The organism is Enterobacter cloacae complex sp. HYC042_NIDB, assembly GCF_056673315.1.
Window position 1 is genome coordinate 2,553,590 of sequence record NZ_CP109650.1, and the last position, 26,211, is coordinate 2,579,800.

Below are 26,211 nucleotides of genomic sequence, written 5' to 3' on the forward strand. Positions count from 1 at the left end.
TCGTCTTTATCGCCCCGTAGCGGATATCAGAAAATCAATCAGGGCCTTCACTCTTTTCGTTTTACCCGCGTTTTTGGGATAATAGAGATACACTGGCGGGTAGGTTTTCCAGTAGCTCTCCATCACGGGTATAAAGCGCTCCCTGTCCGGCTGTAACTGCCAGATGGGTTCAAACAAACGTCCAATTCCCAGGCCGTTACGGATCCCGTCTGCCATAACGTCAATATCGTTGCTGATTAACTGTCCGGGCATCTCAACCGTCAACTGCTCTCCGCGATCGTTCAGAATCAACGGAAGGATGCGGTTGTTAGTAATAAAACGGTAGCCAATCAGCTTGTGTTGACTGAGATCTGACGGCACCTCAGGCGTTCCATGCTCGCTGAGATAGGCTGAGGATGCATATAACCCTTCACGAAAGGGTTTCATTAACGGCCGTGCCACCACCCCACCCTCGAGGATATCGCCAAAACGGATCCCAAGATCAAAACGTTCTTCGATGATATTCACGGTACCGTCGTAAACCGAAATTTCCAGCTGTATACCCGGGTATTGCTGACAGAATTCCGCCATTGCAGGTTTGAGAATTAACAGATAGGCAAAACGCGAGAGCGTGATTCGCACGATACCAGAGGGCTCCTGATTCTGGTCGCGAATGCTTTCAAGCGAATTTTCCAGCGACTCCACCGCCGCAGCGGTCTGTTCCAGCAACAGTTGCCCGGTTTCCGTCAGCTCAATACGGCGGGTCGTACGCACAAAAAGCGGATGGCCAATATGATCTTCCAGCAGCTTAAGCGCATTGCTGACGGAGGGAGGCGTAATTTCCAGTTTTCTTGCGGCTGCCGAAATATTGCCCTCACGTGCAATGCTCTGAAAGATCCGTATCTGGTTATACAGGGCGTTATTCATAATGTGTTCCTTAAGCAATTACTGCTTAATTATTAACTACAGCCTAAAGATGCTTAAGTCAATAATATCCCTTTAGTTCGTTTTTACTGATGCTGCGATCCACTGTTAACCATGTATTTTGAAATACACCTGTACTCATTCAGATGACATTCACGGCACAGAATGGATGCCAATAGGCGTAAGACATTAAGGTATTGATGTTTTTTAACTATTGTTTAGTGCGGGATAGTCAGTGTAGCCCACCGCATCGTTCTGTCCCGGCGCATAGAAGGTTGCAGGGTCCGGAACGTTGAGATCGCTGCCGCACGCAAATCTTGCGGGTAAATCGGGATTGGCAATAAATGGAACACCATAGGCGATGAGATCGGCCTCACCCTTGTTAATTGCATCCTCACCGGTCTGAGCATCATATCCACCATTCAGAATAAAAGTTCGCGAGAAACACTGACGAAGATAAGGTGCAATCCGCTGTGAACCTGCGACCGGAGCATCGGGACCGGCAATACCTTCGGTAACGTGAAGGTAGGCGATGCCAATAGCGTCGAGTTGAGTCGCTAAATAACTGAATGTTTCAACCGGCGAAGAATCAGACATACCATGTAGCGACATGTTTGGACCAACCCTGAAACCAACGCGATCGGCGCCGAGCACTTCGCTCACAGCACTGACGACCTCCAGAGGAAAACGTGCACGGTTTATAATAGTCCCACCATAATGATCTTCTCGTTTGTTAGAACCGTCACGAAGGAACTGGTCAAGGAGATATCCTGAACTACCATGTATTTCTACTCCATCGAAACCGGCTTCAGAAGCTTTTTCAGCACCCTGACGAAACTGTGAGACGACATCGGCGATTTCACTTGTTAAAAGCGCGCGAGGGACAGGTGTTTGTGCTATTCCATTAGACGTAAAAACGTCTGCCTCTGCATTAATTGCAGATGGGGCAACCGGAAGGACACCATCATGGAACTCAGGATGCGAAACGCGTCCGACATGCCACAGTTGCGCAAAAATAATTCCCCCGGCTTCATGAACTGCATCTGTTACGCGACGCCATGCCTCAACCTGAGCGAGGGAATATATTCCCGGTGTTCTTATATATCCGGTACCTTGACGGCTAACCTGCGTAGCTTCAGATATTATCAACCCTGCCTGCGCCCGCTGCGCATAGTAAACAGGAGCCAGAGGGTTAGGTACATTACCGGTAACGGCCCGACTGCGGGTCATTGGGGCCATTACCATTCTATTTTTTAGTGTCAATTCCCCGATGTTATATGGGGATAAAAGCGTAAGGGGGGCATTTTTCAAGGAGCAGTACCTTTATTCTCAGTAAGAAACGAGTCGTTTTGTTTTGTAACCAGGGCTATATTACATACCGTTATTTTACCCGCAAGAAGGCACATTCATGATACCGTCAGATAAACGGACAGCACCCACCTGCAATATTTTCACCCGCGAATTGCTCAGTCGGATTGGTGATAAGTGGAGTATCTTAATCATTGCTCATCTTGCCGAGGGACCTTTGCGGTTTAATATACTCAGACGTACCATCGGTCAGGTCTCTCAGAGAATGCTGACGTTAACACTGAGAAGTCTTGAACGAGACGGGTTAGTATCGCGGACGGTATTCCCTTCGATCCCGCCACGTGTTGAATATGAGCTAACTCCACTTGGACGGACATTAATGGGGCCAGTTATGACACTTATAGACTGGTCCTTGATTCATCAGGGCGAGGTTGAAAAGGCACGTTCTGAATATGAAAGCCAGCCCGAGTTTTCGACTGATTAAGCCAGACTATTCATATACAGATGCAGGAACAGACATGTCTGGCATAGATTTACCCTGTCGCACTCCTCACCTGATTATTAAGTACAGACTAAATATGCTTAAGCCAATGGCCACCTAATCTTCTCAAAATGGCGCTCATATACTCTTCTCTCTTTCCCTTTAAACCTGAGAACAAGAGACACTTATGCGAATTTTATGTCTGGATATCCCCGCACCTGGAGCATCGCTGGAAAAGTATGCTCCACACCTTAACGCTGAAGCACTGCACGCCTGGGGATTGTATAAATCCGGCTTCATCCGCGACATCTACTTCCGTCAGGACAGACCTGGCGTCGCTATTTTTCTTGAATGTGACTCTGTCGATGAAGCGATGAACGTAATGGCCGAATTCCCGCTGGCAAAAGCAGGCTTATTAAGCTTTGAGTGCATTCCGCTTGGCTCCTTTATTAACTGGGAAAATCTCTTTGCCGCTGAATTTAAAAATAAAGAGTGAGGCCCGATAAGAAACCTGCAGATAAACCCGTGCTGTGTGTCGTTTCCAGCCATCCGATTAAAGGCGCATCCGGTGTACCAACCGGTTTTTTCCTGGCTGAGCTGACGCATCCGCTGAAAGTACTGGAAGATGCCGGACTAAAAACGATGATAGCCAGCATTCGCGGGGGACAGCCGCCGGTGGATGGATTTGACCTCAGTGATCCTGTCAACGCCTGGTACTGGAACGAAACCGATTTTCAGCAGCGCCTGGCAACAACGCCTGCGTTATCCGAGCTGAACGGTTCCGATTACAGCGCCGTTTTCTTTGCGGGCGGGCATGGAACCATGTGGGATTTCCGCGACAGCCAGGATGCCCAGCGTATTATCCGCGAAGTGTATGAAAGTGATGGGATTGTCTCAGCCGTCTGCCACGGGCCTGCGGCACTGGTTGACGCAAAGCTCAGCAGCGGCGAATACCTGGTGAAAGGCAAAAACGTGGCGGCCTTTACCAACAAGGAAGAGGAAGAAGTTCACACCACAGATGTGGTTCCCTACCTGCTTGAGACTGCACTCCGCGAGCATGGCGCGCTTCATCATGAAGCCCCGAACTGGTCTGAAAATGTGGTTACTGACGGTCGCCTTATCACGGGGCAGAATCCCGCTTCAGCGCACGGTGTCGGTGTGGCGCTGTTAAATGCCCTCCGCCAGCCAACTTAATTCATTCATCTGTCTTTCATCGTTACTCACCCTCTTTGGCCGGTTTACGTCAGCAACGTTCCGGCCTTTTTTCAGGAGCTGAATATGAAAACTCTTCCTCCAGTCGCGCTCGGCACATGGTCCTGGGGCACAGGCTTCGCCGGTGGCGACACCGTCTTCGGCAATCATCTTTCTGATACTCAGATGGCAGACGTGTTCACCACGGCCATGAGTAAGGGTCTGAATCTCTGGGATACCGCAGCAGTATATGGCATGGGGAGTTCCGAGGCAGCGCTGGGAGCATTAGTCCGTCAGTTCCCCCGCGAGGATATGATTTTATCCACCAAATTCACGCCGCAGATTGCGAACGAACAGTCAGCGCAGCCTGTTAGCGATATGCTTGAGGCCAGCCTTGGACGTCTGGGTGTGGACGCGATTGATATCTACTGGATCCACAATCCCCTCGACGTTGAGAAATGGACGCCAGGACTGATCCCACTTTTACAAAGCGGTAAGGTCAAACGCGTAGGTGTTTCCAACCACAATCTGGCACAAATCAGACGCGCCAACGAAATCCTTAACGCTTCCGGTTATTCCCTCAGTGCAGTACAGAATCACTACAGCCTGCTTTATCGGGCCTCTGAAGAGGCCGGGATCCTTGATTATTGCCGACAAAATAACATCACGTTCTTTGCTTACATGGTCCTGGAGCAAGGCGCGCTCAGTGGTCGTTATGATTCAAATCATCCCATGCCTGCCGGGAGTGGCCGGGCCGAAAGTTATAACGCAGTACTGCCGCAGATAGAAAGATTAACCGCCGCCATGAAAAAAATGGGAGCCGAAAGGAATGCCAGCGTGGCACAGATAGCCATCGCATGGGCTATTGCAAAAGGTACCCTTCCCCTCGTTGGTGCGACTAAAGTCCATCACGTTCTGGACGCCGCATGCGCTTCAGACATCCAGTTACGCGATGAGGAAATCATCCTGCTGGAACAACTCGCCACAGAGACCAGAGTGGATACACGAGGCGCCTGGGAAAAACCGATGGTGTAAACCCTGTCCGGGACAGACTGTCATGAATGACACTCACGAACGGGCTGTTCCGGGCGCTCCTAATCTGCATCACTTTTACTGCTTTGTATGAAGGGTGAGAATATGAAAATCATTTGCCTCGAAGAACATTATCTCGACAGCGAGTTAGGGCGAGCGTGTATGCCTGTTGCGCTTGAGCAGGCACCTTTCCTTGGCGACTGGGGGAAAACCGTCGCTGATGGTCATAATCCTGACCGAAGCCGGCCGCAGATAGAAAAGAATGCGCTGATAAACGCGAAAGGCGCTGATTTGGGAAGCCGCCGCCTCAGGGATATGGATGAAGCTGGAATTACCCTTCAGATCCTCTCTGTGGGCGGATTTCCCCAGCTGGCACCCGGGGATGAAGTAGTAACATTAAATACGGCGGCAAACGACCGCCTTGCCGGGGCGGTAAGAAATCACCCGGATCGCTTCGCGGCATTTGCCACACTTCCCTGGGCACAGCCAGAAGAGGCTGAAAAAGAGCTTGTCCGCGCAGTTGAAAAACTGGGGTTTAAGGGGGCCCTTCTGAATGGCCGACCCTCTTCATGCTTTCTCGATCATCCTGACTATGACTCCCTGCTTTCCCGCTTTAATAAACTGAATGTGCCACTCTATCTTCATCCCGGATTACCGGTTAAAAGCGTGCAACAGGCCTACTTCACGGGCTTCAGCGCAGAGGTCAACGCCCGGCTCTCTATGTTTGGCTGGGGCTGGCATCACGAAGCCGGGATCCATTTGTTACGGCTGATGTTATCGGGCGCATTTGATAAATATCCCCACCTGCAGGTAATCAGTGGCCACTGGGGGGAGATGCTGCCCTTCTGGCTGCAGCGTCTTGATGACAGCCTTCCGCTGGCTGCAACGGGTCTGTCACGCACGCTAACGAGAACCTTCCAGGAACACGTTTACGTTACCCCGTCAGGTATGCTGACACTGCCGCACTTCCAGTTTATCTACGCGTTAATGGGGGCAGACAGGATCCTGTTCTCCGTTGATTACCCCTATCAGACCCTGGACGGTGTAAAAACATTTATCGACAGTCTGCCCGTCAACAAGGCTGAAAAAGAGGCCATCGCGTTTCGCAATGCAGAACGTTTACTAGGCATCATGGCGTAGTTCACGGGTTCATGATGACCGGGCACAATGAGAACAGTCGACCATTATTAGTTTTTGTCTAAAAGTGAATGAGCCTTTACTGCTCTAAAAAAAATAATGGTGTCACTCTATACTGGGTTGAAAATTCACCAGCCTCTTTAACGTATTGAAATGAAAAATATCCTTGTTATTTCAGGTCATCCTGAGCTGAACCATTCCGTCGCCAACGCCACTATCCTTGATGAAGTGGCGACCGCCCTTCCCGATGCTGAAATTCGTCGTCTGGACTGGCTCTATCCGGACGGCAAATTCAATATCGCTTCGGAGCAGGAAAGCCTGCTCAGGGCCGATGTGATTGTCTGGCAGTTTCCTTTTTCCTGGTATGGGCTGCCCGGGTTAATGAAACAATGGCTGGACGAGGTCTTTGTCCACGGCTTCGCGCATGGCTCAGCGGCGAAACTGGGCGGTAAAAAGCTAATCCTCTCCTTCACTACAGGGGCGCCACAGGCGCTCTATACCGCTGACGGTTTCTTTGGCCATGCCATTGAAGAGTATCTTATTCCGTTCGAGACCACGGCAAGACTGTGCAATCTTGAGCTGCTGGCGCCGGTTTATACCTGCGGTATCAGCTATGCCGACCGGGATGCCGACAAAATTGCGCAGCAAAAAACGCTTGCCCGGGAACACGCTTCAAGGCTTGTCGATCTGCTCAATACCGTCGTGAATAATCCAGAGGGAGAATAACGATGCAGTATACCCGGCTCGGTAAAAGTGACTTACTGGTCTCCCGCATCTGTATGGGATGTATGGGGTTTGGAGACCCGTTAACGGGCCAGCATCGCTGGACGCTGGACGAAACAGCAAGCCGGGACATCATCCGCTACGGTCTCGAAAAGGGTATCAATTTTTACGATACCGCCATCGCCTATCAGAACGGCTCCAGCGAGCAATACGTTGGCCGGGCGCTGCGGGAGATGGCAAAACGCGAGGACGTGGTGCTGGCCACCAAGTTTCTGCCACGAACCGCCGCGCAAATTGCCGCGGGGATCGGCGGAAAAGAGGCAATAGCCCGATCGCTCGACCAGAGCCTGCAGAATCTGGGGATGGACTACATCGACCTCTACATCTACCACATCTGGGATTACAACACGCCCGTTATTGAGGTGCTTGAAGCGCTGCATGCCGCCGTTACTGCGGGCAAAGTGCGCGCTATTGGTATTTCCAATTGCTATGCCTGGCAGCTTGCGAAAGCGAACGCGCTTGCCGAACGCGAAGGGCTGACGCCCTTTGTTTCCGTGCAAAGCCACTACAACCTGATTATGCGTGAAGATGAACGAGAGCTCTTCGGTCTGTGCGCTGAAGATGATATCGCAATGACGCCCTATAGCGCGCTCGCCAGCGGCCGTCTCGCCCGGAAAGAAGGCCACACGCGGCGAGCCACGGAGGATGATTATGCGCGCGGGAAATATGACAGCACGGCTGAACAGGATCGGAGCATTATCGAGCGCGTCGCCGAGCTTGCTGAACGACATCAGGTGTCCATGACGGAAATCTCACTCGCCTGGCTGCTGACAAAGGTCACGTCACCTGTCGTAGGGGCCACAAAAAAAGATCACGTTGATGGCGCGGTAAACGCCGTAAATCTTCAACTGAGCCTTGAGGAAATCCGGTTTCTGGAAGAAACCTACCAGCCGCACGTTCTGACGGGGATTATGGCGCAAAACACGCCGCAAACGAAAGACGTTAAGCAGGTCTGGACGCGGTAGCAAACAGTCATTTCAGTAAAAGGATCAACGTGAAAAAGCCCCTTATGCTTTTAATTTGCATGCTAATAAGCAGCTCTGTCTTTGCAACAAAACCGGACGCGCCGGATAAGGTAGTGATGAATATCTTTGAGCTCGGCGTCAGACCCGATCGGGACAAAGAGTTTGAAGACGTGGCCAGGCAGACGATTTCCGCTTCGGTTGATCATGAAGCAGGTACGCTGGCGATGTACGCCCAGCAACGAAGCGACAATCCACGTAAGGCATTCATGGTCGAACTCTATGAAAACGAGAGTGCTTACCGCAAACATCTGAATGCCGAACCATACAAGGCATTCGCTGCCCGGGCACCTGACATTATCGATCTGAAAAATAAAATCACTCTGGAGCCACAGTTTCTGGGCGACAAACACATCATACCGAATGAGCGAACCATTAATAATCTGGTGATCGTCGAGGTAAAGCCTGAATTTCAGACCGAATTTAAAAACATCGTCCTTCCTGAAATGGCCGAGTCGCTCAAAGTAGAGAAAGGCGTGTTAGCCATGTATGCCGCTACAGACTCACAGAGTCCGAACCGCTGGTATTTCTATGAGATTTACGCCACTGAGGAGGATTATCAACTGCACCGACAAACGCCGCACTTCCTGGACTATCTCAAGCAAACGGCGCATATGAGCGCCAGGAAGGACGCTATCCCGGTAAAACCGGTATTTCTTCGTAACAAAGGCGGAATCAAACAGGATCCGCACCGTTGACCAGTGAGGATTAACATGAAAAGCGTAATTGCAGCGGCGGCCATGTCGCTTGTTATTTCTGATTTTGCTAATGCTGAGGAAACAAGAGGTAAAGCTATGATGAAAATTGAACCTTCAGCGATTCCTGAAGCTGATATTCGTTCCGTCTCACCGGCTCTTGCGCGCTTTGGTCGAGAAGCGATTACTGAAGATCTGTGGACACGCGATGCCCTCTCGCCCAGAGATCGTAGTATGGTGACCGTCGCCATGCTGATTGCCCGTAACCAGCCTGCCGAGCTTAAGCACTATATTGACGTCGCTCTCGATAGCGGCGTTACGCCAGCGGAATTATCAGAAATCATTACCCATCTGGCGTTCTACTCAGGTTGGCCAAATGCAATGTCAGCCGTCAGCGTGACCAAAGCAGTATTTGAAACTCGTGGCGTCACGGCAGATGCACTTCCTGAAGCTTCTCCGGACCTGCTTCCTCTCAATCAGGAAGCAGAAAAGCAGCGTTCAGAGACAGTGGAAAAAAATGTAGGCCCAATATCTCCAGGCCTGGTTAAATTTACTGCTGACCCCCTGTTCCTGGATCTCTGGCAAAGACCCGCGCTGAAACCCCGCGACAGAAGCCTGATTACGGTCAGCGCGTTAATCGCATCCGGACAGAGTGCGCAGATTGGCTATCACCTTAACAGGGCGATGGATAATGGACTTTCTGCTGAGGAAGCTGGGGAGATCGTTACCCAAGCCGCGTTTTACGCTGGCTGGCCAAACGCATTTACCGCTGCTCCTGTTGTCGGAGAGGTATTAAGCAATCGCTCATCGAGTAAAAGGTAATATTACTGAACACTAAAACCTGACGCACATCACAAAATTAGAACGAACGTTCGCGTGGAATCGGATGCGGTATCGACGCGCTTCATTCTCTCCGTGCCGAAAAAAGTGGCCTGAGCCGTCAGCGTACAGCGCGGCACACCTCCAGCACCTTTTCCCTGAGCCAGCGATGCGCCGGGTCCTTTTCCATGCGCGGATGCCACATCTGTGACACCGTAATACTCCGGGTTTTAAACGGCAGTTCAAAGACGTGCACGCGCTCGGTCATTGGCTGATTGAGCAGATAGAGCGCCGGCACCATGGCAACGAGATCGGAGACCAGCGCCACCGATAACGCCGTCGGGAACCCTGGCACCACGCTGGCAATTTTGCGCTTCATCCCGCGTTCCGCCAGCGCCTCATCGACAAACCCGTGTAACGAGCCGTCGGGCGAGGCCACCACGTGCCCCCAGGCGACATAATCCTCCAGGCTGACTGACGGCAGCGAGGCCAGTGGATGCCCCTGGCGCACCGCGCCAACAAACCGGTCCTGAAAGAGTCGTTGCAGACGAATTTCAGGCCCCATATTGCTCTGCACGCCGATCTCCAGGTCAACCAGCCCCTCACGCAGATAGCGCGACGTTTTCTCAGGTTTCGGCGAAAAGCGAATGCAGACGTCGGGCGCCACCGCCGCCACTGCGGCAATGAGCAGTGGCCCAAACGCCACCACAAAGCCGTCGTTGGCTCGGATGGTGAACAGGCGCTCCATACGCTCAACATTCAGCGTTTCCATGGAGGGTTGCAGTACCGCCCTTGCCTCATGCACAGCGCTTCTGGCCCGGTCCCGGGTGGCTTCGGCCCAGGGCGTCAGCACCATCTGCCGACCGGCCCGCACCAGGATAGGATCGCCTGTCACCTCCCGCAGCCTGCTCAGGGTGCGGCTCATGGCGGACGTGCTCAGGTTTAAGCGCCGCGCCGAGCCAGCCACGCTGGCTTCGGCCAGCAGAACGTCGAGCGCAACCAGAAGGTTAAAGTCAGGATCGGACACGATAGCTCCTCAGATAAGGCGTTATATGCAACGATAAAGTGCAAGTGCTGCGTCTTCCGCCCTGTATACCCCATGATTATAGTTTCGTCATCACTATTCTTATGCGGAGTAACGACGATGACGCTCTTTTCAAACCAGCCCGGCGATGAAGGCTTACCCGGTCATGAACGCGCCCGGGTGATGGCCGCCGTCATGACCACCACGCTGATGGGCGTCTTTGACGGCACCATGATCAACATCGCGCTGCCCTCCATGGCAAGGGCGATGCAGGTCCCCGCGAACGTTGCGGTGTGGTTTGCCAACGGTTATCTACTATCGGCGGCAATGACGCTGGCCATCTTCGCGGCGCTGGCGGCGCGCGTGGGCTTTCGACCGGTTTTTCTTGCCGGGCTTGCCACCTTTACGTTCACCTCGCTCGGCTGCGCGCTGGCGAAAACGCCCGACATGCTGATCGGGATGCGTATTCTGCAGGGCATCGGCGGCGCGGCTACCCTGAGTATCGCCCCGGCGATCCTGCGTTCCGTTTTTCCGGGGCGACTGCTTGGGCGTATTCTTGGGCTGCACGCCCTGCTTATTGCTTCCAGCACGGCGATTGCCCCTGTACTGGGGGGAACGATACTGGACGCGCTGAGCTGGCAGTGGCTGTTCGCCATTAACCTTGTTCCGGGAAGTATTGCCCTGTTGCTGGCATGGCGGGCGTTGCCGCGCCAGTCGGACGTTGACCGCTCCCCCTTTGATGCGCCGGGCGCCGCGCTCTCCGCCGTGCTGTTAGGTTCTGCAATCATGCTGGCCGACAGCCTTCAGCACATAACGCAAGGCATTAACCCGGCAGCCGCTGGCTGGGGGCTTCTCACGCTGGTCAGCGCTATCGCCTTCGTCTGGCGTATTTGGCGCGCGCGCAGTCCCATACTGCCGCCCGTTATGTTCAGAAACGGACGCTTCACCCTCGCCGCCCTGACCTCGCTGGCCTCGTTTGTCAGCCAGGGCATCACCTTTGTCGCGCTGCCGTTCCTGTTTCAGAGCGTGTATGGCTACAGCCCGGTGGTTTCGGCGCTGCTGTTCACCCCGTGGCCAATGGGCATCGTGCTGATCGCACCGCACGCGGGGCGCTGGGCAGATACCCTTTCCGCGCCGCTGATCTCGACTATCGGCCTGATGATTTTTGTCGGTGGGCTGGTCCTGCTGGCGACGTTGCCGGAAAATCCGTCCGTATGGAATATCTGCCTGCGCAGTCTGGTTTGCGGGATTGGGTTTGGCTGCTTCCAGAGCCCCAATAACCGGGAAATGCTCTCTAATGTGGCACGGGAATATGCCAGCTATGCCTCAGGGGTGTTGTCTATCGTCAGGACGTTCGGGCAATGTCTGGGGGCCGCCACCGTGGGGGTGCTGCTTGCGACGACCGGATCAGACCACGATCGGGCCGTGCATCTGGCATTGTGGATCGCCGTCATCGCCTCGACGGGATCGGTTTTGTTTAGCCTGAGCAGGATGCGCCCTGCGGTTCGGGCTTCAGCCTGAATCGCCCGGCGGCGCTACGTTTGTACGGTACAACGGCCGGGTAAGGCAAAGCTGCCACCCGGCAAAAAAGACGACTCGTTCGTTTATTCCAGCGCCAGCAACGCAAAGCTCGCCAGCCAGTGCCCGCCGCTGTAGTGACTGCCCACCACGTGCCCGACGCTTGCCGCCAGGTGTTTCGCCACGGCATCACGCAAGGCCTGCTGGGCCGGGTGGTTTGCCGGAAGCGCCCTGGCAATATGCTTCATACACCAGGCGCGGCTGAGGTTTAACCCATCCAGATGAGCAATTTTCGGGTCGGTACGGTCGCTCACTTCCGCCGGGTTCATCAGCGCCGCAATGGAGCCGATATCCGGCAGAAACGCGTCAAACCAGGCCGGGAAATTCTCTGCGACCTTGCTCATCAGCAGCGCTTCCGTCAGCGCACCAGAGATGTACTCATCGCCACCCGGCTCGTAATGGGCCGGGTAGCGCGTGTCGGCGAGATAAAACCGCTCCGCCGCCGTCATAATCGCCTGCTCAAGCGCGCTATCTTCCACGGCTCGGGCGTAGTCCAGCCCCAGCGCGAGGGCAAACGCCGTGTTGTAGTGCGTTCCGACGCGGATCGGATAGGTGAGCTTGCTGAGGTAATCCACCAGCCGGTTGCGAATATCCTGGGTGAGCGGCTCCAGCGTCTGGTACCAGCCTGTGGCCTGCGGCAGCGACGATTGTTTCAGCTCCTGGGCCAACGCCAGCAGCCATCCGTAGCCATACGGCCGCTCAAACGAGGCGCGGAACGGCGCGGTGAAATAGGCCAGCTCCTTGGCCAGGTTCTCGTCGGTCAGGTGCTCGTCGAAAAGCGCGACGATGTCATTCCGACACGGTAGCTCAGGATAGAGGCGCACGCAGCGCAGCAGCAGCCAGTAGCCGTGCACCGCCGAGTGCCAGTCGAAACAGCCGTAGAAAATCGGGTGCAGCTCGCGAGGCGGCAGAACGTCACCGTCATCATTCAGTAGATGCATGATGTGGTTCGGGTATTCCTGGCGCAAATAGGTTAAAGGCATGCGGGCAAACGCGTCAGCCTGATGTTGCGTCAATTCCATAACAGCTCCTTAGCGAAACACGAGGAAATACATGAGGAACACGTTCACCACCAGCAGGGTTAACGCGGTCGGGATCTGGATCTTGATCACCTGATATTTGTCTTTCAGCTCCAGCAGCGCGGCGGGAACGATATTGAAGTTCGCAGCCATTGGCGTCATCAGCGTGCCGCAGTAGCCCGCGTACATGCCGATCGCCAGCAGCGGCGCCGGGTTGCCGTGATGCACGTTGATCAGGAACGGTAAGGCGATCCCCGCGCTCAGCACCGGGAAGGCCGCAAAGGCGTTCCCCATGATCATGGTAAACAGCGCCATCCCCACGCAGTAAATGACCACCAGCATGAAGCGGCTGTCCGGGTTCACGAACAGGCTCACCACCTTCTGCACCGAATCACCGGTATTGGCCGCCACGAACACGCCGCCGAGCATGGCCAGCATCTGCGGCAGGATCACCGCCCAGCCGATGGTATCGACAAGACGACGGGACTGACGAATGGCGTGCAGCGGCGTGCCTTTGGTCAGCCACCAGCCGGTGAGGATCGCCGCGACGCAGGCCACGCACAGCGCCGCCAGAGTGAGCTGTTTCTGGTCGAGAAGGTAAACACCGCCAATCGACACCCCCTTCAGGAACAGCGTCCCGATTACCGTCACCACCGGAATCATCAGCGCGGGCAGGAACAGCCAGTTTTTAAGGCGGTTTGACGAGGCAATGCGCTCCTCGTCGGAGGCCATTTTATAGTGGCCTTTCCCGACCAGGCCAAAACCCGCCAGCAGCGCGATAGCGATAACGCAACCGCCAACGATCCGGTACGCCAGCGATTTGCCCAGCTCCTGAACCATCAGGTCACCGAACAGGAAGATACCGCCGAATAAAAACCAGAACAGCGCGGTGGTAAAACGCTTCGGATTAGCGCGGTCGCGCAGGGTCATGACAACCAGCAGCATCACAACAAAGCCGATCAGGTAATACACGCGATTAATGGTGATAAGCGTCATCATTGCGCGGCCCCCTGCGTACCCTGCTCTGCACGCCAGGCCATGACGTCGCGGCGGATGCTGGCATCCAGGCGCAGCAGGCGCGTCATATGAATAATCAATGCCGCAATGGCGGTGGGAATGGCCCACAGGCCGATGTGCAGCGGCTCGATCCCTTCGATCCCGTTTTCCTTCAGAAACGCGTCAATCAGCAGCACCGCACCGAAGGCGATAAAGATATCTTCCCCAAAGAAGACCGCGATGTTATCGCACGCCGCGGCATGGGCCTTGATTTTGTCGCGAATGTGCTGCGGCAGTTCGCCGTATTCGTTCAGCGCTGCCCCTTCGGCCATCGGGGCCAGCAGCGGGCGTACCGTCTGGGCATGGCCGCCCAGCGACATCAGCCCCAGCGCGGCGGTTCCTTCACGCGCCACGAAGTAGAGCATCAGAATACGCGCCGAGGTGGCGCTGGCGATCTTCGCCACCCAGGCCTGGGCGCGCTCTTTAAGCCCGTAATATTCCAGCAGACCAATTACCGGCAGGATCAGGATGAAGGTCGCCAGCGATCGGCTATTGACGAACTTCTCGCCAAAGGTCTCCAGCAGCATCCCGAAATCCATCCCGACCAGCAGGCCCGTCGCCAGCCCCGCCACCACAACGACCAGCAGCGGGTTGAAGCGCAGTGCAAAACCAATGACCACGATCGGTATCCCGATCAGCGGCAACAGCGTAGTACCGTCCATAACGTTTACCCTATCGAAAGTGAGCGTTGCGCGCCGACGGCTATTTTTTTAATTTGCGGCGAGCGATGTTGTGTTTTTCGCCAGGCTTCACAAAACCTGCGCTAAAAAGCTATATCTGAACCTCAAAAACATGTAAACAAATTATCAATAAAATGTTCTTATTTTATCGACGAGTTTACATTTCTGGCTAAGGAACGTTATGACCTCGAAAAAGAGTGCTTCACCCGATTGCAACGATATCAACGATGGCCGGATCGTCTCCTCCCGCCATCTGGTGTCGGAGCGCTGCGCGGAACTGTCAGAGCTGGAGTACGCGCTGATCATGACCGGCAACGCGTTTAACAAGTGGATGGTGCGCTGCATGGCCGCAGCCGGAGAGCCGGATATGGGCGCTTTTGACGTTTCGCTGCTGCATCACGTGAACCACCGCAACCGCAAGAAAAAGCTGGCCGATATCTGCTTTGTTCTCAACGTGGAAGACACGCATGTAGTGACCTATGCCCTGAAAAAGCTGGTCAAAGCGGGCTACGTGACGAGCGAGAAAGCGGGTAAAGAGCTCTTTTTCTCCACCACGGAGGAAGGGAAAGCGTTGTGCATGAAGTACCGGGACGTGCGCGAAGCGTGCCTGATCGCCATTCATGCGGAGAGCGGCATTTCCGGGAAATCGATCGGCGAAACCGCGCAGCTGCTACGCGCGATCTCCTCCCTGTATGACACCGCCGCCCGCGCGGCGGCATCACTCTGAATTACGGACGTCTGAACAGGGTAATGCTGCGTCCAGCCAGTTCGTACTCTACGGTTTCGGTGAACGCTGTCCCGGCGGCAGCGTCATCCGCCGTAGAAAGCTCCAGCACCCATCCCCCTTCGCCAAACTGCGGGATCTGGAACGGCACGGTGCCTTCAAACGGATTGAACAGCATCAGCACGTCGTGCCAGATGCCGTCCTCCTGCTGAAGATCCGGCCTGCTGATGGAGACCCCGAGCGTTGATCCTTCATCCCACTGCTCGGCCTGCTGCGGACCGCCTCCGGCATTGAACCAGCGGATCTCGAGCCCGTCGCGCCAGCTCTCACGACGCAGCAACGGCTGCTGCGCGCGCAGGGCAATGAGCCGGCGGGTGAACTCGCGCAGCGCCGCGTCGTTTTCGGACAGCCCCTTCCAGTCGATCCATGAGATCTCGCTGTCCTGGCAGTAGCCGTTGTTGTTGCCCTTCTGCGTGCGGCCAAACTCGTCCCCCGCCAGCAGCATCGGCGTACCGTGGGAGAAAAGCAGCGTGGTCAGGAAATTACGCTTCTGCCGTTCGCGGGTGGCGATAATGTCCGGGTTCTCCGTCGGCCCTTCTTCGCCATAGTTGTACGACCGGTTATCGTTATGCCCGTCGTTATTGTCCTCGCCGTTGTCGGCGTTGTGCTTCTCGTTGTACGACACCAGGTCATTCAGCGTAAAGCCGTCGTGGGCGGTGATAAAGTTGACGCTGGCCCACGGGCGACGCCCGCGTAGGTCGTACAGATCCCCGGAGCCCAGCAGACGCGCGGCAAAGTCCGTCGAGACGTTGTCCCCCTTCCAGTACTCGCGCACGGTATCGCGGTATTTGTCGTTCCACTCTCCCCAGCCTGGCGGGAAGCCACCGACCTGATAGCCGCCGGGGCCAATATCCCAGGGCTCGCCAATTAGCTTGAGCTTAGAGAGCACTGGATCCTGGGTAACGGCGTCGAAAAAGCCCCCGCGCGGATCGAACCCCTCAGGCTCGCGGCCCAGAATCGTCCCCAGGTCGAAACGAAAACCGTCAATGTGCATGGATTCGGCCCAGTAGCGCAAGGAATCCATCACCATCTGCAGCACGCGCGGGTGCGAGGTATTCACCGTGTTCCCCGTCCCGGTGTCGTTAATGTAATACCGGTGCTGGTCCGGCAGCGTGCGGTAGTAGCTGTAGTTATCAATGCCCTTGAATGAAAGCGTTGGCCCCAGCTCGTTACCTTCCGCCGTGTGGTTGTAGACCACGTCCAGAATCACCTCGATGCCCGCGTCATGATAGGCGCGCACCATGTCGCGAAAGCCCTGGATCCCCGCCGGGCCATAGTAGCGCGACGCCGGAGCAAAAAAGCCGAGCGTGTTATAGCCCCAGAAGTTCTTCAGGCCACGGTCGAGCAGATGCTGGTCGTCCGGGAACCAGTGAACGGGTAGCAGCTCCACCGAGGTAATGCCGAGGCTTTTGATGTAGTCGACCGAGGCTTTGTGTCCCATCCCTTCGAACGTCCCGCGCAGCTCGGGCGGGATGGCCGGGTTCATCTGGGTGAAACCCTTCACGTGGCTCTCATAGACGACGGTATGTGGCCAGGGCACGTTTGGCCGGTTGTTGTCCTGCCAGTCAAAAGCGTTCGGGTCGATAACCTTGCATTTCGGCGTAAACGGCGCGCTGTCCCGCGTATCGAAGCTAAGATCCAGTTCGTCGTGCCCCAGCTCATAGCCGAAATGGGCGTCGTTCCAGTCGATATCGCCCACCAGTTCACGGGCATACGGGTCAATAAGCAGCTTATGCGGGTTAAAGCGGTGACCGTTTTCCGGATCGTAGGGGCCGTAGACGCGATAGCCGTACAGCGCACCGGGTTTCAGGTCAGGCACATAGCCGTGCCAGACCTCATGGGTATACTCCGGCAGCTCCAGCCGGGCGATTTCTGTTTTCCCGGACGGGTCAAACAGACAGAGCTCCACCCGCTCCGCGTGCGCGGAGAACAGCGCGAAGTTAACGCCCTTCCCGTCATAATTCGCCCCCAACTGCTGGCCATGACCGGCCCGAATTTCAAACGTAGTTTCCTTTGCCATTTTCGTTCTCCACGATTATTCGCAGGTAAGCAGAACCAGTACACATCCCTTTTCTGACGTTAAATCCAGCGTCTCTTGCAGAATGCGGCTTTCACCGCTGAACAGATCCCGATAGCGCTTCCCGGCCAGTTCGTCGGGTATCGCTACCGTGGTATTGACCCACAGCTGATGATTATCGGTGATGCCAAAAACCAGACGCGGCACGGCAACGATCAGCGCCTCCTCGTCTTTAACGCGCGCATAGACAATCAGGTTCTCCTCGCGCTCACCGGAAACCTTGAGCGGCAGCCAGTCGCCGTAGCGGAAAAGCGCGTCGTAATGCGGTCGAAGCCGCAGCAGCGTGGCGGTGACAAACTGCTTTACCCTGCCGTCCCGCCAGCACGCCGGGTGTTCAAACACTGAAGCATCCGCCGCGCTGAGGTTTTGCACCAGCGCGTTGAAGTCCGGCTCCCGCCGGTTATCCGGGTCGACGAGGCTAAAGTTGAGCGCCTCGCTGCCCTGATAGATATCCGGCACGCCGGGCGCCGTCAGCTTGATGACCGTCTGGCTGAGGCTGTTCATCAGCCCGGCGCGGATAAAGGGCTGCATCGCCTCGCTGAAATCGTGCAGGAACGGGGCGTTATCCGGGGAAAGCAGATGCCGCGCATAGCTCAGCACCACGCTCTCATAGCTCTCGTTGCTGTCGATCCAGTCGGTGCGCTGCTTCGCCTCGCGAAGCGCTTTCTCAAGGAAGCCGAGGAAACGCGTCTCCAGCGATGCAAGCCCTTCGGCATCGTCAGGCGACAGCGTGGCGGGCCAGACGCCCGCCAGCGCCTGATAGATCATCCAGGTATCGGCGGCGTTCGGCGCGGTGCCGTCGTTGAGAAAACGCACCTGGGTCTGGTTCATCTGCCGCCAGCGGGCGAGATTTTCTCCCCAGCGTTCCGGCGCCTCCGTCAGGGTGTAGAGCCGCGCCCGGGCGTCTTCTCCGCGCTTGGTATCGTGCGTGGAGGTGCCCAGCAGCGCGTCGGGCTGACGGGCGAGACGAATGCGCATCTCCTGGTGAAAGCGGGATAACGAGAACGCGCGCGGCGTCGGGTCAGCGCCCACTTCATTGAGCGCAAGCTCAAGGTTCAGACGGAAAAACAGCGTATCTTCCACCGATTTCGCCATCAGCGGCCCGGTCAGCTGCTGGAAGCGGGTTCTGAAAAGCGCGGCGCAGTCGCGGCAATCTTCCGGCAGATCGCCGGTAAGAATGCGCACAATCAGGCTCAGGGCTGCTTCGGACGTCTCCACGCTGGCGACTACGCGGTTAAGTAGCGCCACGTCAGGCGGGGTTAATCCCTCGCGAGTGCCGTAGGTGCGGTACACCGGAAAAGCGATAAGCAACTCGCGCAGCGCGTGGCGGATCTCCTCGCGCGGCAGCGCAACGTCATTGCGGCGGGCCAGATCGTCCGCAAGGTTTAGCAGCGTGGTGAACTCGCCCTCAAAATTACGATCGGTCATCAGCCCCTTGGCATCGCGCAGTTCGGCGTGGCGATCAACCGTGACGCCCAGCGTCTCGTCGTGGATAGTCTCCAGGCGCGAGAGGTTATCGTCGTCGACCAGCACCTCTGCCAGCGAGGCGATAAACTCGTAGCCGGTGGTGCCGGAAACCGGCCAGTCGGTGGGGAGCTGCTCTCCCTTCGCGAGAATTTTTTCGACCGTGATGTAACAGTCAGGTCCGGCTGCCTGCCGCAGCTTCTGCAAATAACCCAGCGGATCGGCCAGGCCGTCAATATGGTCAATGCGCAGGCCGTCAACCACGCCCGCGTGAACCAGCTCAAGAATGAGACGGTGCGTGTCGTCAAAGACCTCCTCGTCTTCAACCCGTACGCCTACAAGACCGGTGATCTCGAAGAAGCGCCGCCATGAGAGCTGCTTCGGCGCTTCCCGCCAGGACATCAGCCGCCAGCTCTGCAGCTCATGCAGTTCGGCGATGCTTTTATCCTCGCTGTACGTGCCCGGATTAAGCGGGTACGCCGTGTCGTAATAGACCAGAGAGGCTTTATTCGTGACAGGGTCACGTTTTAACGTAATGGCACCCTTCTCCAGCTCCGCCTCAAACGTGTCGCCGAGAAACGGCAGCGTAAGCGGGCGCGACGCGTCGATATCGAAATAGCGGAAATAGCGGCTCTGCTGGCCATATTCAATCACGTCCCGCCACCAGGCGTTTTCCAGCGAGGTGGACATATGGTTCGGGACAATATCCAGAATCAGCCCCATGCCAGCCTGCCTGAGCGCCGCGGCCATGCGGTCAAACCCTGCCCGACCGCCAATCGCGGGGTCAATTTCATTCGGGTTGGTCACGTCATAGCCGTGGGTGGAACCCGTTGTGGCGGTAAACACGGGCGAGGCGTAGAGGTGGCTGATGCCGAGGTCTTTCAGATACGGCACCAGCTCGACAGCGCGGTCAAACGTCATGCCGTTGCGGAACTGAATACGGTACGTGGCGGAAGGGATCATAACGATGCGTCTCCATCAGCAAAGCGAACGACAATACTGTTCGGCGGCAAAACGTCGTTTACCTCCGGCCAGGCGAAGCGCGTCTCCCCTGCGAGCGCGGGCACGTCGACAGGCTTAGGGCCAATATTGAGCGCCAGAGAGAGCGTACCGGACGGGAAGCGCCAGCTCACCGCCACCATGCCGGGCGCGGTCTCGATCGTCTTGCCTTCAACGATGCCGCCCTGATGCAGAAGCGGAACGATATAGCGATGGCGCAACGTCAGCAGGTGGCGGGTGAAGCGCAGCCACGTTTTCCCTTCGTCGGTAGCAATCTTATGCCAGTCGAGCTTTGAGCGAACGAAGGTGTTAACGTCGTTTGGGTCCGGGACGGCTTCATCGTGCCCGGCGTGGCCGGTAAACTCTTTCGCGCGCCCTTCCCGCACCGCTTTTGCCAGGTCGCCGTGAAAATCGGTGAAGAACAGGAAAGGATGCGTTTCACCGAACTCCTCGCCCATGAACAGTAGCGGGATATGGGGAGAGAGCAGCAGCGCGGCAAGCAGCACCCGCGTCCTGTCGGCCCCCGCGAGGGTGATGAGCCGCTCCCCCTGGGCGCGATTCCCGGTCTGATCGTGGTTCTGAATGAAATCGACGAAGAACTGCGGCGGCTGGGTACGGCACTCCACCCCGCGAGATTCCCCGGTTTGCAGCGAAATCTCGCCCTGGTAGACAAACCCTTCCGCCAGCGCACGGGCGAACTTTTTCTCCGGCTCACACGCAAAATCCTGGTAGTAGGCGTGCGTTTCGCCGGTGGCAAACACGTGGGCAGCGTTGTGGAAGTCATCATTCCACTCGGCGGTAAACAGCGGCGTGTTGCCCTGTTCATCGCGCGGATGCAGGAAAATCACGTTGCGGCTGTCTTCCGTGGTCAGGTGAACGTGACGGAGCGGGATCGCCTCGCGGATCTTCGCGGCAATCTCCTCCAGAATGTGCGTTCCGGAGCTGTCTTTAATCTGGTCGATGGCATCAAAGCGCAGGCCGTCCAGACGGTACTCCGTCAGCCAGTAGAGCGATGCGTCGGTGATGTACTGCCTCACCGGCTCGCGCTCGTAAGCGATGCCGTTGCCCCACGGCGTCATTCGATCCGCATCAAAAAACGCGGGCGACAGCAGAGGGAGATAATTCCCCTCCGGGCCGAAGTGGTTGAGCACGATATCCAGCACCACGGAAAGCCCCAGCCCGTGCGCGGCGTCGATAAACGCGTGAAAATCCTCCGGCGTGCCGTAGGCAGCGTGCGGGGCATACAGCAGCACGCCGTCGTAGCCCCAGCCGCGGGTTCCGCCAAACTGGGAAACGGGCATCACTTCAAGCTGGGTGATACCGAGCTCCGCCAGATAGGGCAGCTTGTCGATGGCCGCCCGGAAGGTGCCCTCCGGGGTAAAGGTGCCGACGTGCAGCTCGTAAATGACCGTCTCTTCCCACGGCCGCCCTGCCCAGTCCCGGTTAACCGGCTGATAGCGTCGGGGATTGATAACAACCGATGGCCCGTTAACGTCGCCCTTTTGCGCGCGCGATGCCGGGTCGGGTACCGCCATGCCGTCCTGCAGGACAAACTGATACTCTGCACCGTGCATGACGCCGGGGACGTCTGCCTGGAACCAGCCGTGCCCCACCGCCGTCATCGGCACGTCGGTGGCGGCCAGACGTAGCGTAAGTTCTTTCTGTCCTTCTGCCCAGACGCGAAAACGTACCACGTCATCGGAAATAAACTCAGCACCCCACTGCTTTTGAAATGTCCTGAATTCCATTCATTGTCCTCGAATGACCCACATTTTACGCGGAACGAAGTACAAGCTTAGTTCAGGATCTCAAGTGCGTGAGCTCAGCGGATTTAACCGCGTCGTCTATTCTTTATGAAATAACTCACTACCAGGAATACTATGCAGATTCGAAAAGGATTAAATACGGACCTCGTCCGTCTTGAATGTTGTGACTTTTCTTTCACCATTAGCCACATTGCGCGAGAGCCCTTTATCCATTGTGATTTGCATATTGAAGCCGTCGCCGAACCCTGGATAAAAACCTACGAACTCGACATCCAAACGCTTGAAAACCATTGCGTTAATCCGGACGCCATATTTCTTGTTGCGGAAACCGATGACGGTGAATTAGCCGGATTTATTACCGCGTCAATCGGCTGGAATAAATTTATTTCAGTGGATTATATTGCCGTTGATCGCACCAGACGCAGAACCGGCGCTGCGCAAAAATTAATGGCTGCCGCGCACGTGTGGGCCCGCAGCATAAACGCGCCGGGATTACGGCTTGAAACACAAAATGTGAACGTCTCTGCCTGTCTGTTTTACCGTAACTACGGGTTCACCCTGGGCGGGTACGATCGTCATCTTTACAACGCCTTACCTGAAAAAGACGAGGTCGCCCTGTTCTGGTATTACATGCTGGTGTAGCGACGCTGCCTTCATATTTCTGTCATTGAACTTCATTACGCTTTCGGGATTTTAACCACGGTGTTGAGGAAAGAAGTGTGAATTCAATGGCTAAGGCATTACTGCTGGCATTACCCGTTTTGAGTGCAGCGGCGACGGCCGCTGAGCACGAGCTGTGTGAACCCAAAGCGTACGAAATGGCGCTGCGCTATCAGCAGAAATCGGCAGAGATTCTGGCCCTTCAGCTGCAGACGTATCGGTTTGCCACCGAGCGTTTCAACGAAAAATTAAAAGATCTGAAAACACCTGAAAATTACGCCGTGGTGATGGACCTGGATGAAACGGTGCTGGATAACACCCCTCTGCTGGTGCGCGACATGGCGCAGTGTCACGACTATACGAAATGGGATACCTGGAGCGACTGGGAAAAACAGGGAAAACCCGGCTTAATCCCGGGAGCGAAGGCGTTTCTTGACCACGTGAATCAAAGCAAGGTCCGTATCTACTATGTCTCGGACCGTATGCAGGAAAACAAAGCCGACACGCTGAAGACGTTAAACGCTCTCGGCCTGCCGCAGGTATCTGACGAGAGCGTGCTGCTGGATACGGTCAGCAAGGAAGAGCGCCGTCAGAGCATCCTCAAAAAGCAGCAGATCGTGATGCTGTTCGGCGACAGCCTGCCGGACTTCGCCGTACAGTTCAAAAACAAAAAACCGAGCGAGCAGCAGCGTGAACTGGTTGAGGCCAGCGCGGAACACTTCGGCAACGACTGGATTGTGCTGCCTAATGCCGCTTATGGTGCCTGGTCCAGGGCCACGCTGGATAGCTGGAACGCACCGCTGAAAAAATAATGCTTTACGGGCCGGGAATGGCTTCACCACCACCCGGCTGTTGCGCTGTGCTATTTATCTCGTTTATAGGTCCTATCATTTCTGAGCAGGTTCTTATAATTTTACGGAGCAGTAAGATGAGCACTTTCAAAGGAGACTCGTATGCTTACCGTGAAAAAACTTGCTCTTTCCACGCTGATTTCCAGTTCATTGCTGTTCTACCCTGCGCTGCAGGCCTCGGCAGAATCGCCGCAGCACGTCGTTAAACAACCGGCGGGCGGTTACAGCGTGCAGGTCGGTGACGTTCTGGTAACGTCGTTTACGGACGGGACCGTTGCGCAGGATCTGCATAAGCTACTGCGCCGGACAACGCCGCAAAACATTGATGCACTGCTCGCGAAAAACTTTCAGACAAACCCGGCGGAAGTGTCCATCAACGCGTTCCTGATTGCGATGCCCGGACACAAAATCCTGGTGGATACCGGTTCCGGCCAGCTCTTTGGCCCCGGCAACGGCGGACGTCTGATTGAGAGCCTCGCCACCCAGGGGATCAAACCCGAGGACATTACTGAAGTCTTGCTGACCCACGCCCATTCCGACCACGCGGGCGGCCTGGTGAAAGACGGCAAGGTGGTGTTCAGCAACGCGCGCGTTTTCGTTGGCAAACCGGACATCGACTTTTTCTTTAACGACGACAATCAGAAGAAAACCGGCTACGGCAAGAACTACTTCGATGTCGCGCAGAAGACCTTAAAACCCTATCTTGACGCGGGTAAAGTGGTGCCGTTTAGCGGCACATCGGAGATTCTTCCGGGGCTGACCGGCACGGTTCACCCCGGACATACGCCGGGATCGGCCTTCTACACGCTGACAAGTAAAGGCGAGAAGATCACCTTTGTCGGCGACATCATTCACGCAGCGGCGGTCCAGTTCCCGCAGCCTGCGGTGACCATCACCTACGATGAAGATGAGAACAAAGCGGCAAACGTACGCGAGCATGCGTTCGCTGACTTTGTGAAAAATAAAGACCTTATTGCCGCGCCCCATCTGCCTTTCCCGGGCATCGGCTATGTGACGAAAGGTGAGAAAGGCGGCTATGCCTGGGTCCCTGTCACCTATACCAACCGGGACGCCAGCGGCGCGAAGTAGAGTGATGTCGCGCATATCTGACATGGACATCGACCTGCTCCTGGCGCTGGACGCCCTGCTTCAGGACAGGAACATTACTCATGCGGCCACGCGGCTGGGCATCAGCCAGCCCGCGCTCTCTGCCCGTCTCGCGCGTCTGCGCACGCTGTTTGGCGAGCCGCTGTTTATTCCCTCCCCACATGGACGTGGGGTGTTACCCACACCGAGAGCGGAGGCGTTGAGGCCACAGGTTGAAAGCGTGCTACGCGGCATCCGCGCGATGTTTGCCCCCACCGCGTTTGAGGCGCAAACCAGCAGCCGGACATTTGTTATCGCGCTGCATGAAAACCCGGCGCTGATGCTCGGCACCGCGCTGCTTAACCAGGTGAGTACCGATGCCCCCGGCATCCGCCTGCGCTTCGCCCTGCCGGAGATGGTAGACCTGCCGCAGCAGCTGGAAAACGGTGATGTGGATATCTACATCGGCGTGAGCGCGGGCGCCCATGACGGATGGGTGAGGCGCAAACTTCTCGACGACGCGTTTGCCACCGCCCAGCGCAAAGCTCATCCGCGTGGAACAGGTCCGTTAGATTTGGAAAGCTACTGCGCGCTTTCCCATCTGGTTGTGTCGTCGGCGGGAGATCCCTTTACCGGATTTGTCGACCAAACCCTCGCCGGGCTGGGCTATCAGCGACACGTTGCCATGTCCACCCAGAGCTACGCTATGGCGCCTGCGCTGGTTGCCGGTACCGACCTGGTATGTACCCTGCCGGAACGGATGCTGAAGCAGTTTGCCAGCACGCTGGATATTTTTCCACCGCCTCTGCCGCTCCAGCCGATTACCATCAACATGTACTGGCACCCGAAAAACAGCCAGGATCCGGCGAACGCCTGGCTGCGCGGGCAGCTGCTGCGGGCCGCCGGACGTCAGGTGTGATCGAGCGTGACCAGAAACTTTTTAAGCACTTCTGAACGAATAATCCGGTGGCAAACCAGGGTGAGTTCGCTCTCCCGCAGCCGGTCGAGGATGTCCACGTAGACGATATTCTCAACGCTCACTGCCTTTGCCGACGCGGGCAGCAGCGCCAGCCCAAATCCGGCCGCAACAAGGCTTATCACCGTGGGCACGTCGGTCGCATTTTGCACCACGTCCGGCTGAAAGCCCGCCCCGCTGCAGGCGTCATAGAAGTACTGCTCCAGCCCCATTCCCTCCGGATCGCGCAGCGAGATCCATTTTTCGTCTTTCACCGACGAAAGCGTCAGCGCGGACGATCCGGCGAGCGGATGCTGACGAGAGAGTGCCAGCACCGTTTTCTCCGAGGTGAACGGCCGGCTTTGCAGATCGTCAGGCAGCGACGGCAGCGGCGCGCGGATGATGGCCACGTCCAGCTGGTTGCTCTGCACGGCGGCGTAGAGCGTCTGCACATTTCCCGTCATCAGGGACATGGTAATGGCCGGCCAGCGGCTGTGCATCTGGCGCAGCGCGGCGGGCAGCCTGCCGTCAAACATCGCACTCGACACGCACCCCAGGTTTAACTCCCCCTGCTCGCCCCGTGCCGTTTGTCTGGCATCCAGCACCGCCTGCTCGGTCAACGAGATGGCAAGCCGGGCTTTGACCAGAAACGCTTCGCCCGCGGGCGTCAGGGTTAAGCGGCGGTTCGCCCGACTGAAAAGCGTGACGCCTAAACGTTCTTCCAGCGCCTTTATCTGCTGGCTCAGCGCCGGTTGGGCGATGTTCAGACGCTCGGCGGCCCGGTGCATGTGGAGCTCTTCGGCTACGACAATGAAGTGGCGCATCTGACGAAACTGCACGA

25 protein-coding genes are annotated in these 26,211 nt (G+C 56.4%); 15 read left to right on the forward strand and 10 right to left on the reverse strand.

The genetic code is table 11. The features are described from left to right. Nucleotides 1–6: 6 nt before the first annotated feature. Together OKF39_RS12255 and OKF39_RS12260 are read right to left on the reverse strand one after the other, a co-directional pair. Complete coding sequence (locus tag OKF39_RS12255; RefSeq protein WP_028013169.1) at nucleotides 7–906, reverse strand: LysR substrate-binding domain-containing protein; 900 nt, start codon at nucleotides 904–906, stop codon at nucleotides 7–9. Between the two features lie 204 nt (nucleotides 907–1,110). Then, the gene (locus tag OKF39_RS12260; RefSeq protein ID WP_063154090.1) at nucleotides 1,111–2,214 is read right to left on the reverse strand and encodes an alkene reductase; all 1,104 of its coding nucleotides are present in this window, start codon (nucleotides 2,212–2,214) and stop codon (nucleotides 1,111–1,113) included. A 97-nt stretch (nucleotides 2,215–2,311) separates the two neighbouring features. Here OKF39_RS12260 and OKF39_RS12265 point away from each other — a divergent pair, with 97 nt between their 5' ends. The 9 genes from OKF39_RS12265 (at nucleotide 2,312) to OKF39_RS12305 (ending at nucleotide 9,374) form a co-directional block, all read left to right on the forward strand. Further along, the gene (locus tag OKF39_RS12265; protein WP_072032014.1) at nucleotides 2,312–2,695 is read left to right on the forward strand and encodes a winged helix-turn-helix transcriptional regulator; all 384 of its coding nucleotides are present in this window, start codon (nucleotides 2,312–2,314) and stop codon (nucleotides 2,693–2,695) included. Between the two features lie 184 nt (nucleotides 2,696–2,879). Next, nucleotides 2,880–3,188, forward strand: coding sequence for a hypothetical protein (locus tag OKF39_RS12270; protein ID WP_014831950.1), 309 nt, complete (start codon nucleotides 2,880–2,882; stop codon nucleotides 3,186–3,188). Then, a complete protein-coding gene (locus OKF39_RS12275) occupies nucleotides 3,185–3,886 on the forward strand; it encodes a type 1 glutamine amidotransferase domain-containing protein (protein ID WP_479982964.1) in 702 nt (233 codons plus the stop codon). Before OKF39_RS12270 ends, OKF39_RS12275 begins: the two co-directional genes overlap by 4 nt. Before the next feature lie 84 nt (nucleotides 3,887–3,970). Beyond that, the gene (locus tag OKF39_RS12280) at nucleotides 3,971–4,918 is read left to right on the forward strand and encodes an aldo/keto reductase (protein WP_248198986.1); all 948 of its coding nucleotides are present in this window, start codon (nucleotides 3,971–3,973) and stop codon (nucleotides 4,916–4,918) included. Nucleotides 4,919–5,020: 102 nt separating this feature from the next. Next, the gene (locus tag OKF39_RS12285) at nucleotides 5,021–6,055 is read left to right on the forward strand and encodes an amidohydrolase family protein (RefSeq protein WP_193542680.1); all 1,035 of its coding nucleotides are present in this window, start codon (nucleotides 5,021–5,023) and stop codon (nucleotides 6,053–6,055) included. Between the two features lie 150 nt (nucleotides 6,056–6,205). Next, the gene (locus tag OKF39_RS12290) at nucleotides 6,206–6,778 is read left to right on the forward strand and encodes an NAD(P)H-dependent oxidoreductase (RefSeq protein ID WP_479982965.1); all 573 of its coding nucleotides are present in this window, start codon (nucleotides 6,206–6,208) and stop codon (nucleotides 6,776–6,778) included. 2 nt (nucleotides 6,779–6,780) lie between these two features. Then, nucleotides 6,781–7,800: an aldo/keto reductase gene (locus OKF39_RS12295; RefSeq protein ID WP_479982966.1), complete on the forward strand. Its 1,020-nt coding sequence runs from the start codon at nucleotides 6,781–6,783 to the stop codon at nucleotides 7,798–7,800. A 59-nt stretch (nucleotides 7,801–7,859) separates the two neighbouring features. Further along, nucleotides 7,860–8,555, forward strand: coding sequence for an antibiotic biosynthesis monooxygenase (locus OKF39_RS12300; RefSeq protein ID WP_479983810.1), 696 nt, complete (start codon nucleotides 7,860–7,862; stop codon nucleotides 8,553–8,555). Between the two features lie 15 nt (nucleotides 8,556–8,570). Continuing rightward, on the forward strand, nucleotides 8,571–9,374 hold the full coding sequence (locus OKF39_RS12305; RefSeq protein ID WP_049137962.1) for a carboxymuconolactone decarboxylase family protein: 804 nt from the start codon (nucleotides 8,571–8,573) through the stop codon (nucleotides 9,372–9,374). Nucleotides 9,375–9,492: 118 nt separating this feature from the next. Here OKF39_RS12305 and OKF39_RS12310 read toward each other — a convergent pair whose 3' ends face one another. Next, nucleotides 9,493–10,398: a LysR family transcriptional regulator gene (locus tag OKF39_RS12310; RefSeq protein WP_479982967.1), complete on the reverse strand. Its 906-nt coding sequence runs from the start codon at nucleotides 10,396–10,398 to the stop codon at nucleotides 9,493–9,495. A 117-nt stretch (nucleotides 10,399–10,515) separates the two neighbouring features. Here OKF39_RS12310 and OKF39_RS12315 point away from each other — a divergent pair, with 117 nt between their 5' ends. Beyond that, the gene (locus OKF39_RS12315; protein ID WP_479982968.1) at nucleotides 10,516–11,916 is read left to right on the forward strand and encodes an MFS transporter; all 1,401 of its coding nucleotides are present in this window, start codon (nucleotides 10,516–10,518) and stop codon (nucleotides 11,914–11,916) included. Nucleotides 11,917–11,999: 83 nt separating this feature from the next. Here the strand turns inward: OKF39_RS12315 and OKF39_RS12320 are convergent, their stop codons facing one another. From OKF39_RS12320 to OKF39_RS12330, 3 genes are read right to left on the reverse strand one after another with little or no spacing between them, the layout of a single operon-like run. Continuing rightward, nucleotides 12,000–12,995, reverse strand: a complete 996-nt coding sequence (locus tag OKF39_RS12320; protein WP_479982969.1) for a DUF2891 domain-containing protein — start codon at nucleotides 12,993–12,995, stop codon at nucleotides 12,000–12,002. 9 nt (nucleotides 12,996–13,004) lie between these two features. Then, nucleotides 13,005–13,991, reverse strand: a complete 987-nt coding sequence (locus OKF39_RS12325; RefSeq protein WP_041909955.1) for a DUF979 domain-containing protein — start codon at nucleotides 13,989–13,991, stop codon at nucleotides 13,005–13,007. After that, nucleotides 13,988–14,710 carry a DUF969 domain-containing protein gene (locus OKF39_RS12330; RefSeq protein ID WP_028013182.1) on the reverse strand — a complete coding sequence of 241 codons (723 nt, stop codon included), beginning with the start codon at nucleotides 14,708–14,710 and terminating at the stop codon, nucleotides 13,988–13,990. The genes OKF39_RS12325 and OKF39_RS12330 overlap by 4 nt, the downstream gene beginning before the upstream one ends. Nucleotides 14,711–14,909: 199 nt before the next feature. On the opposite strand from OKF39_RS12330, the gene OKF39_RS12335 reads away from it, so the two are divergent. Next, nucleotides 14,910–15,455: a winged helix DNA-binding protein gene (locus OKF39_RS12335; RefSeq protein ID WP_028013183.1), complete on the forward strand. Its 546-nt coding sequence runs from the start codon at nucleotides 14,910–14,912 to the stop codon at nucleotides 15,453–15,455. Between the two features lies 1 nt (nucleotide 15,456). Here OKF39_RS12335 and glgX read toward each other — a convergent pair whose 3' ends face one another. From glgX to treZ, 3 genes are read right to left on the reverse strand one after another with little or no spacing between them, the layout of a single operon-like run. Further along, nucleotides 15,457–17,532, reverse strand: coding sequence for a glycogen debranching protein GlgX (gene glgX, locus OKF39_RS12340; RefSeq protein ID WP_028013184.1), 2,076 nt, complete (start codon nucleotides 17,530–17,532; stop codon nucleotides 15,457–15,459). 15 nt (nucleotides 17,533–17,547) lie between these two features. Beyond that, the gene (gene treY, locus OKF39_RS12345) at nucleotides 17,548–20,016 is read right to left on the reverse strand and encodes a malto-oligosyltrehalose synthase (protein WP_479982970.1); all 2,469 of its coding nucleotides are present in this window, start codon (nucleotides 20,014–20,016) and stop codon (nucleotides 17,548–17,550) included. Beyond that, on the reverse strand, nucleotides 20,013–21,800 hold the full coding sequence (gene treZ / locus OKF39_RS12350) for a malto-oligosyltrehalose trehalohydrolase (protein ID WP_479982971.1): 1,788 nt from the start codon (nucleotides 21,798–21,800) through the stop codon (nucleotides 20,013–20,015). The genes treY and treZ overlap by 4 nt, the downstream gene beginning before the upstream one ends. A gap of 132 nt (nucleotides 21,801–21,932) precedes the next feature. Here treZ and OKF39_RS12355 point away from each other — a divergent pair, with 132 nt between their 5' ends. From OKF39_RS12355 to OKF39_RS12370, 4 genes are all read left to right on the forward strand, one after another. Continuing rightward, complete coding sequence (locus OKF39_RS12355) at nucleotides 21,933–22,460, forward strand: GNAT family N-acetyltransferase (protein WP_479982972.1); 528 nt, start codon at nucleotides 21,933–21,935, stop codon at nucleotides 22,458–22,460. Nucleotides 22,461–22,546: 86 nt separating this feature from the next. Further along, nucleotides 22,547–23,290 (forward strand): 5'-nucleotidase, lipoprotein e(P4) family, encoded by a 744-nt coding sequence (locus OKF39_RS12360; RefSeq protein WP_479982973.1) that lies wholly within the window; start codon nucleotides 22,547–22,549, stop codon nucleotides 23,288–23,290. 141 nt (nucleotides 23,291–23,431) lie between these two features. Then, nucleotides 23,432–24,418 (forward strand): MBL fold metallo-hydrolase, encoded by a 987-nt coding sequence (locus tag OKF39_RS12365; RefSeq protein ID WP_479982974.1) that lies wholly within the window; start codon nucleotides 23,432–23,434, stop codon nucleotides 24,416–24,418. A gap of 4 nt (nucleotides 24,419–24,422) precedes the next feature. Further along, entirely contained in the window at nucleotides 24,423–25,334 is a 912-nt protein-coding gene (locus tag OKF39_RS12370; protein ID WP_479982975.1) for a LysR family transcriptional regulator, read from the forward strand. On the opposite strand, the gene OKF39_RS12375 is transcribed toward OKF39_RS12370, so the two are convergent. Further along, a complete protein-coding gene (locus tag OKF39_RS12375) occupies nucleotides 25,325–26,209 on the reverse strand; it encodes a LysR substrate-binding domain-containing protein (RefSeq protein ID WP_479982976.1) in 885 nt (294 codons plus the stop codon). The genes OKF39_RS12370 and OKF39_RS12375 overlap by 10 nt on opposite strands. Nucleotides 26,210–26,211: the final 2 nt, after the last annotated feature.

Coding starts and splice junctions, on each gene's coding strand:
- OKF39_RS12335 (WP_028013183.1), top strand. CDS start 14,910: ATGACCTCGAAAAAGAGTGCTTCACCCGATTGCAACGATATCAACGAT.
- OKF39_RS12265 (WP_072032014.1), top strand. CDS start 2,312: ATGATACCGTCAGATAAACGGACAGCACCCACCTGCAATATTTTCACC.
- OKF39_RS12365 (WP_479982974.1), top strand. CDS start 23,432: ATGCTTACCGTGAAAAAACTTGCTCTTTCCACGCTGATTTCCAGTTCA.
- OKF39_RS12305 (WP_049137962.1), top strand. CDS start 8,571: ATGAAAAGCGTAATTGCAGCGGCGGCCATGTCGCTTGTTATTTCTGAT.
- OKF39_RS12280 (WP_248198986.1), top strand. CDS start 3,971: ATGAAAACTCTTCCTCCAGTCGCGCTCGGCACATGGTCCTGGGGCACA.
- OKF39_RS12355 (WP_479982972.1), top strand. CDS start 21,933: ATGCAGATTCGAAAAGGATTAAATACGGACCTCGTCCGTCTTGAATGT.
- OKF39_RS12370 (WP_479982975.1), top strand. CDS start 24,423: ATGTCGCGCATATCTGACATGGACATCGACCTGCTCCTGGCGCTGGAC.
- OKF39_RS12290 (WP_479982965.1), top strand. CDS start 6,206: ATGAAAAATATCCTTGTTATTTCAGGTCATCCTGAGCTGAACCATTCC.
- treY (WP_479982970.1), bottom strand. CDS start 20,016: ATGATCCCTTCCGCCACGTACCGTATTCAGTTCCGCAACGGCATGACG.
- OKF39_RS12295 (WP_479982966.1), top strand. CDS start 6,781: ATGCAGTATACCCGGCTCGGTAAAAGTGACTTACTGGTCTCCCGCATC.
- glgX (WP_028013184.1), bottom strand. CDS start 17,532: ATGGCAAAGGAAACTACGTTTGAAATTCGGGCCGGTCATGGCCAGCAG.
- OKF39_RS12330 (WP_028013182.1), bottom strand. CDS start 14,710: ATGGACGGTACTACGCTGTTGCCGCTGATCGGGATACCGATCGTGGTC.
- treZ (WP_479982971.1), bottom strand. CDS start 21,800: ATGGAATTCAGGACATTTCAAAAGCAGTGGGGTGCTGAGTTTATTTCC.
- OKF39_RS12315 (WP_479982968.1), top strand. CDS start 10,516: ATGACGCTCTTTTCAAACCAGCCCGGCGATGAAGGCTTACCCGGTCAT.
- OKF39_RS12320 (WP_479982969.1), bottom strand. CDS start 12,995: ATGGAATTGACGCAACATCAGGCTGACGCGTTTGCCCGCATGCCTTTA.
- OKF39_RS12270 (WP_014831950.1), top strand. CDS start 2,880: ATGCGAATTTTATGTCTGGATATCCCCGCACCTGGAGCATCGCTGGAA.
- OKF39_RS12300 (WP_479983810.1), top strand. CDS start 7,860: ATGCTAATAAGCAGCTCTGTCTTTGCAACAAAACCGGACGCGCCGGAT.
- OKF39_RS12325 (WP_041909955.1), bottom strand. CDS start 13,991: ATGATGACGCTTATCACCATTAATCGCGTGTATTACCTGATCGGCTTT.
- OKF39_RS12285 (WP_193542680.1), top strand. CDS start 5,021: ATGAAAATCATTTGCCTCGAAGAACATTATCTCGACAGCGAGTTAGGG.
- OKF39_RS12255 (WP_028013169.1), bottom strand. CDS start 906: ATGAATAACGCCCTGTATAACCAGATACGGATCTTTCAGAGCATTGCA.
- OKF39_RS12360 (WP_479982973.1), top strand. CDS start 22,547: ATGGCTAAGGCATTACTGCTGGCATTACCCGTTTTGAGTGCAGCGGCG.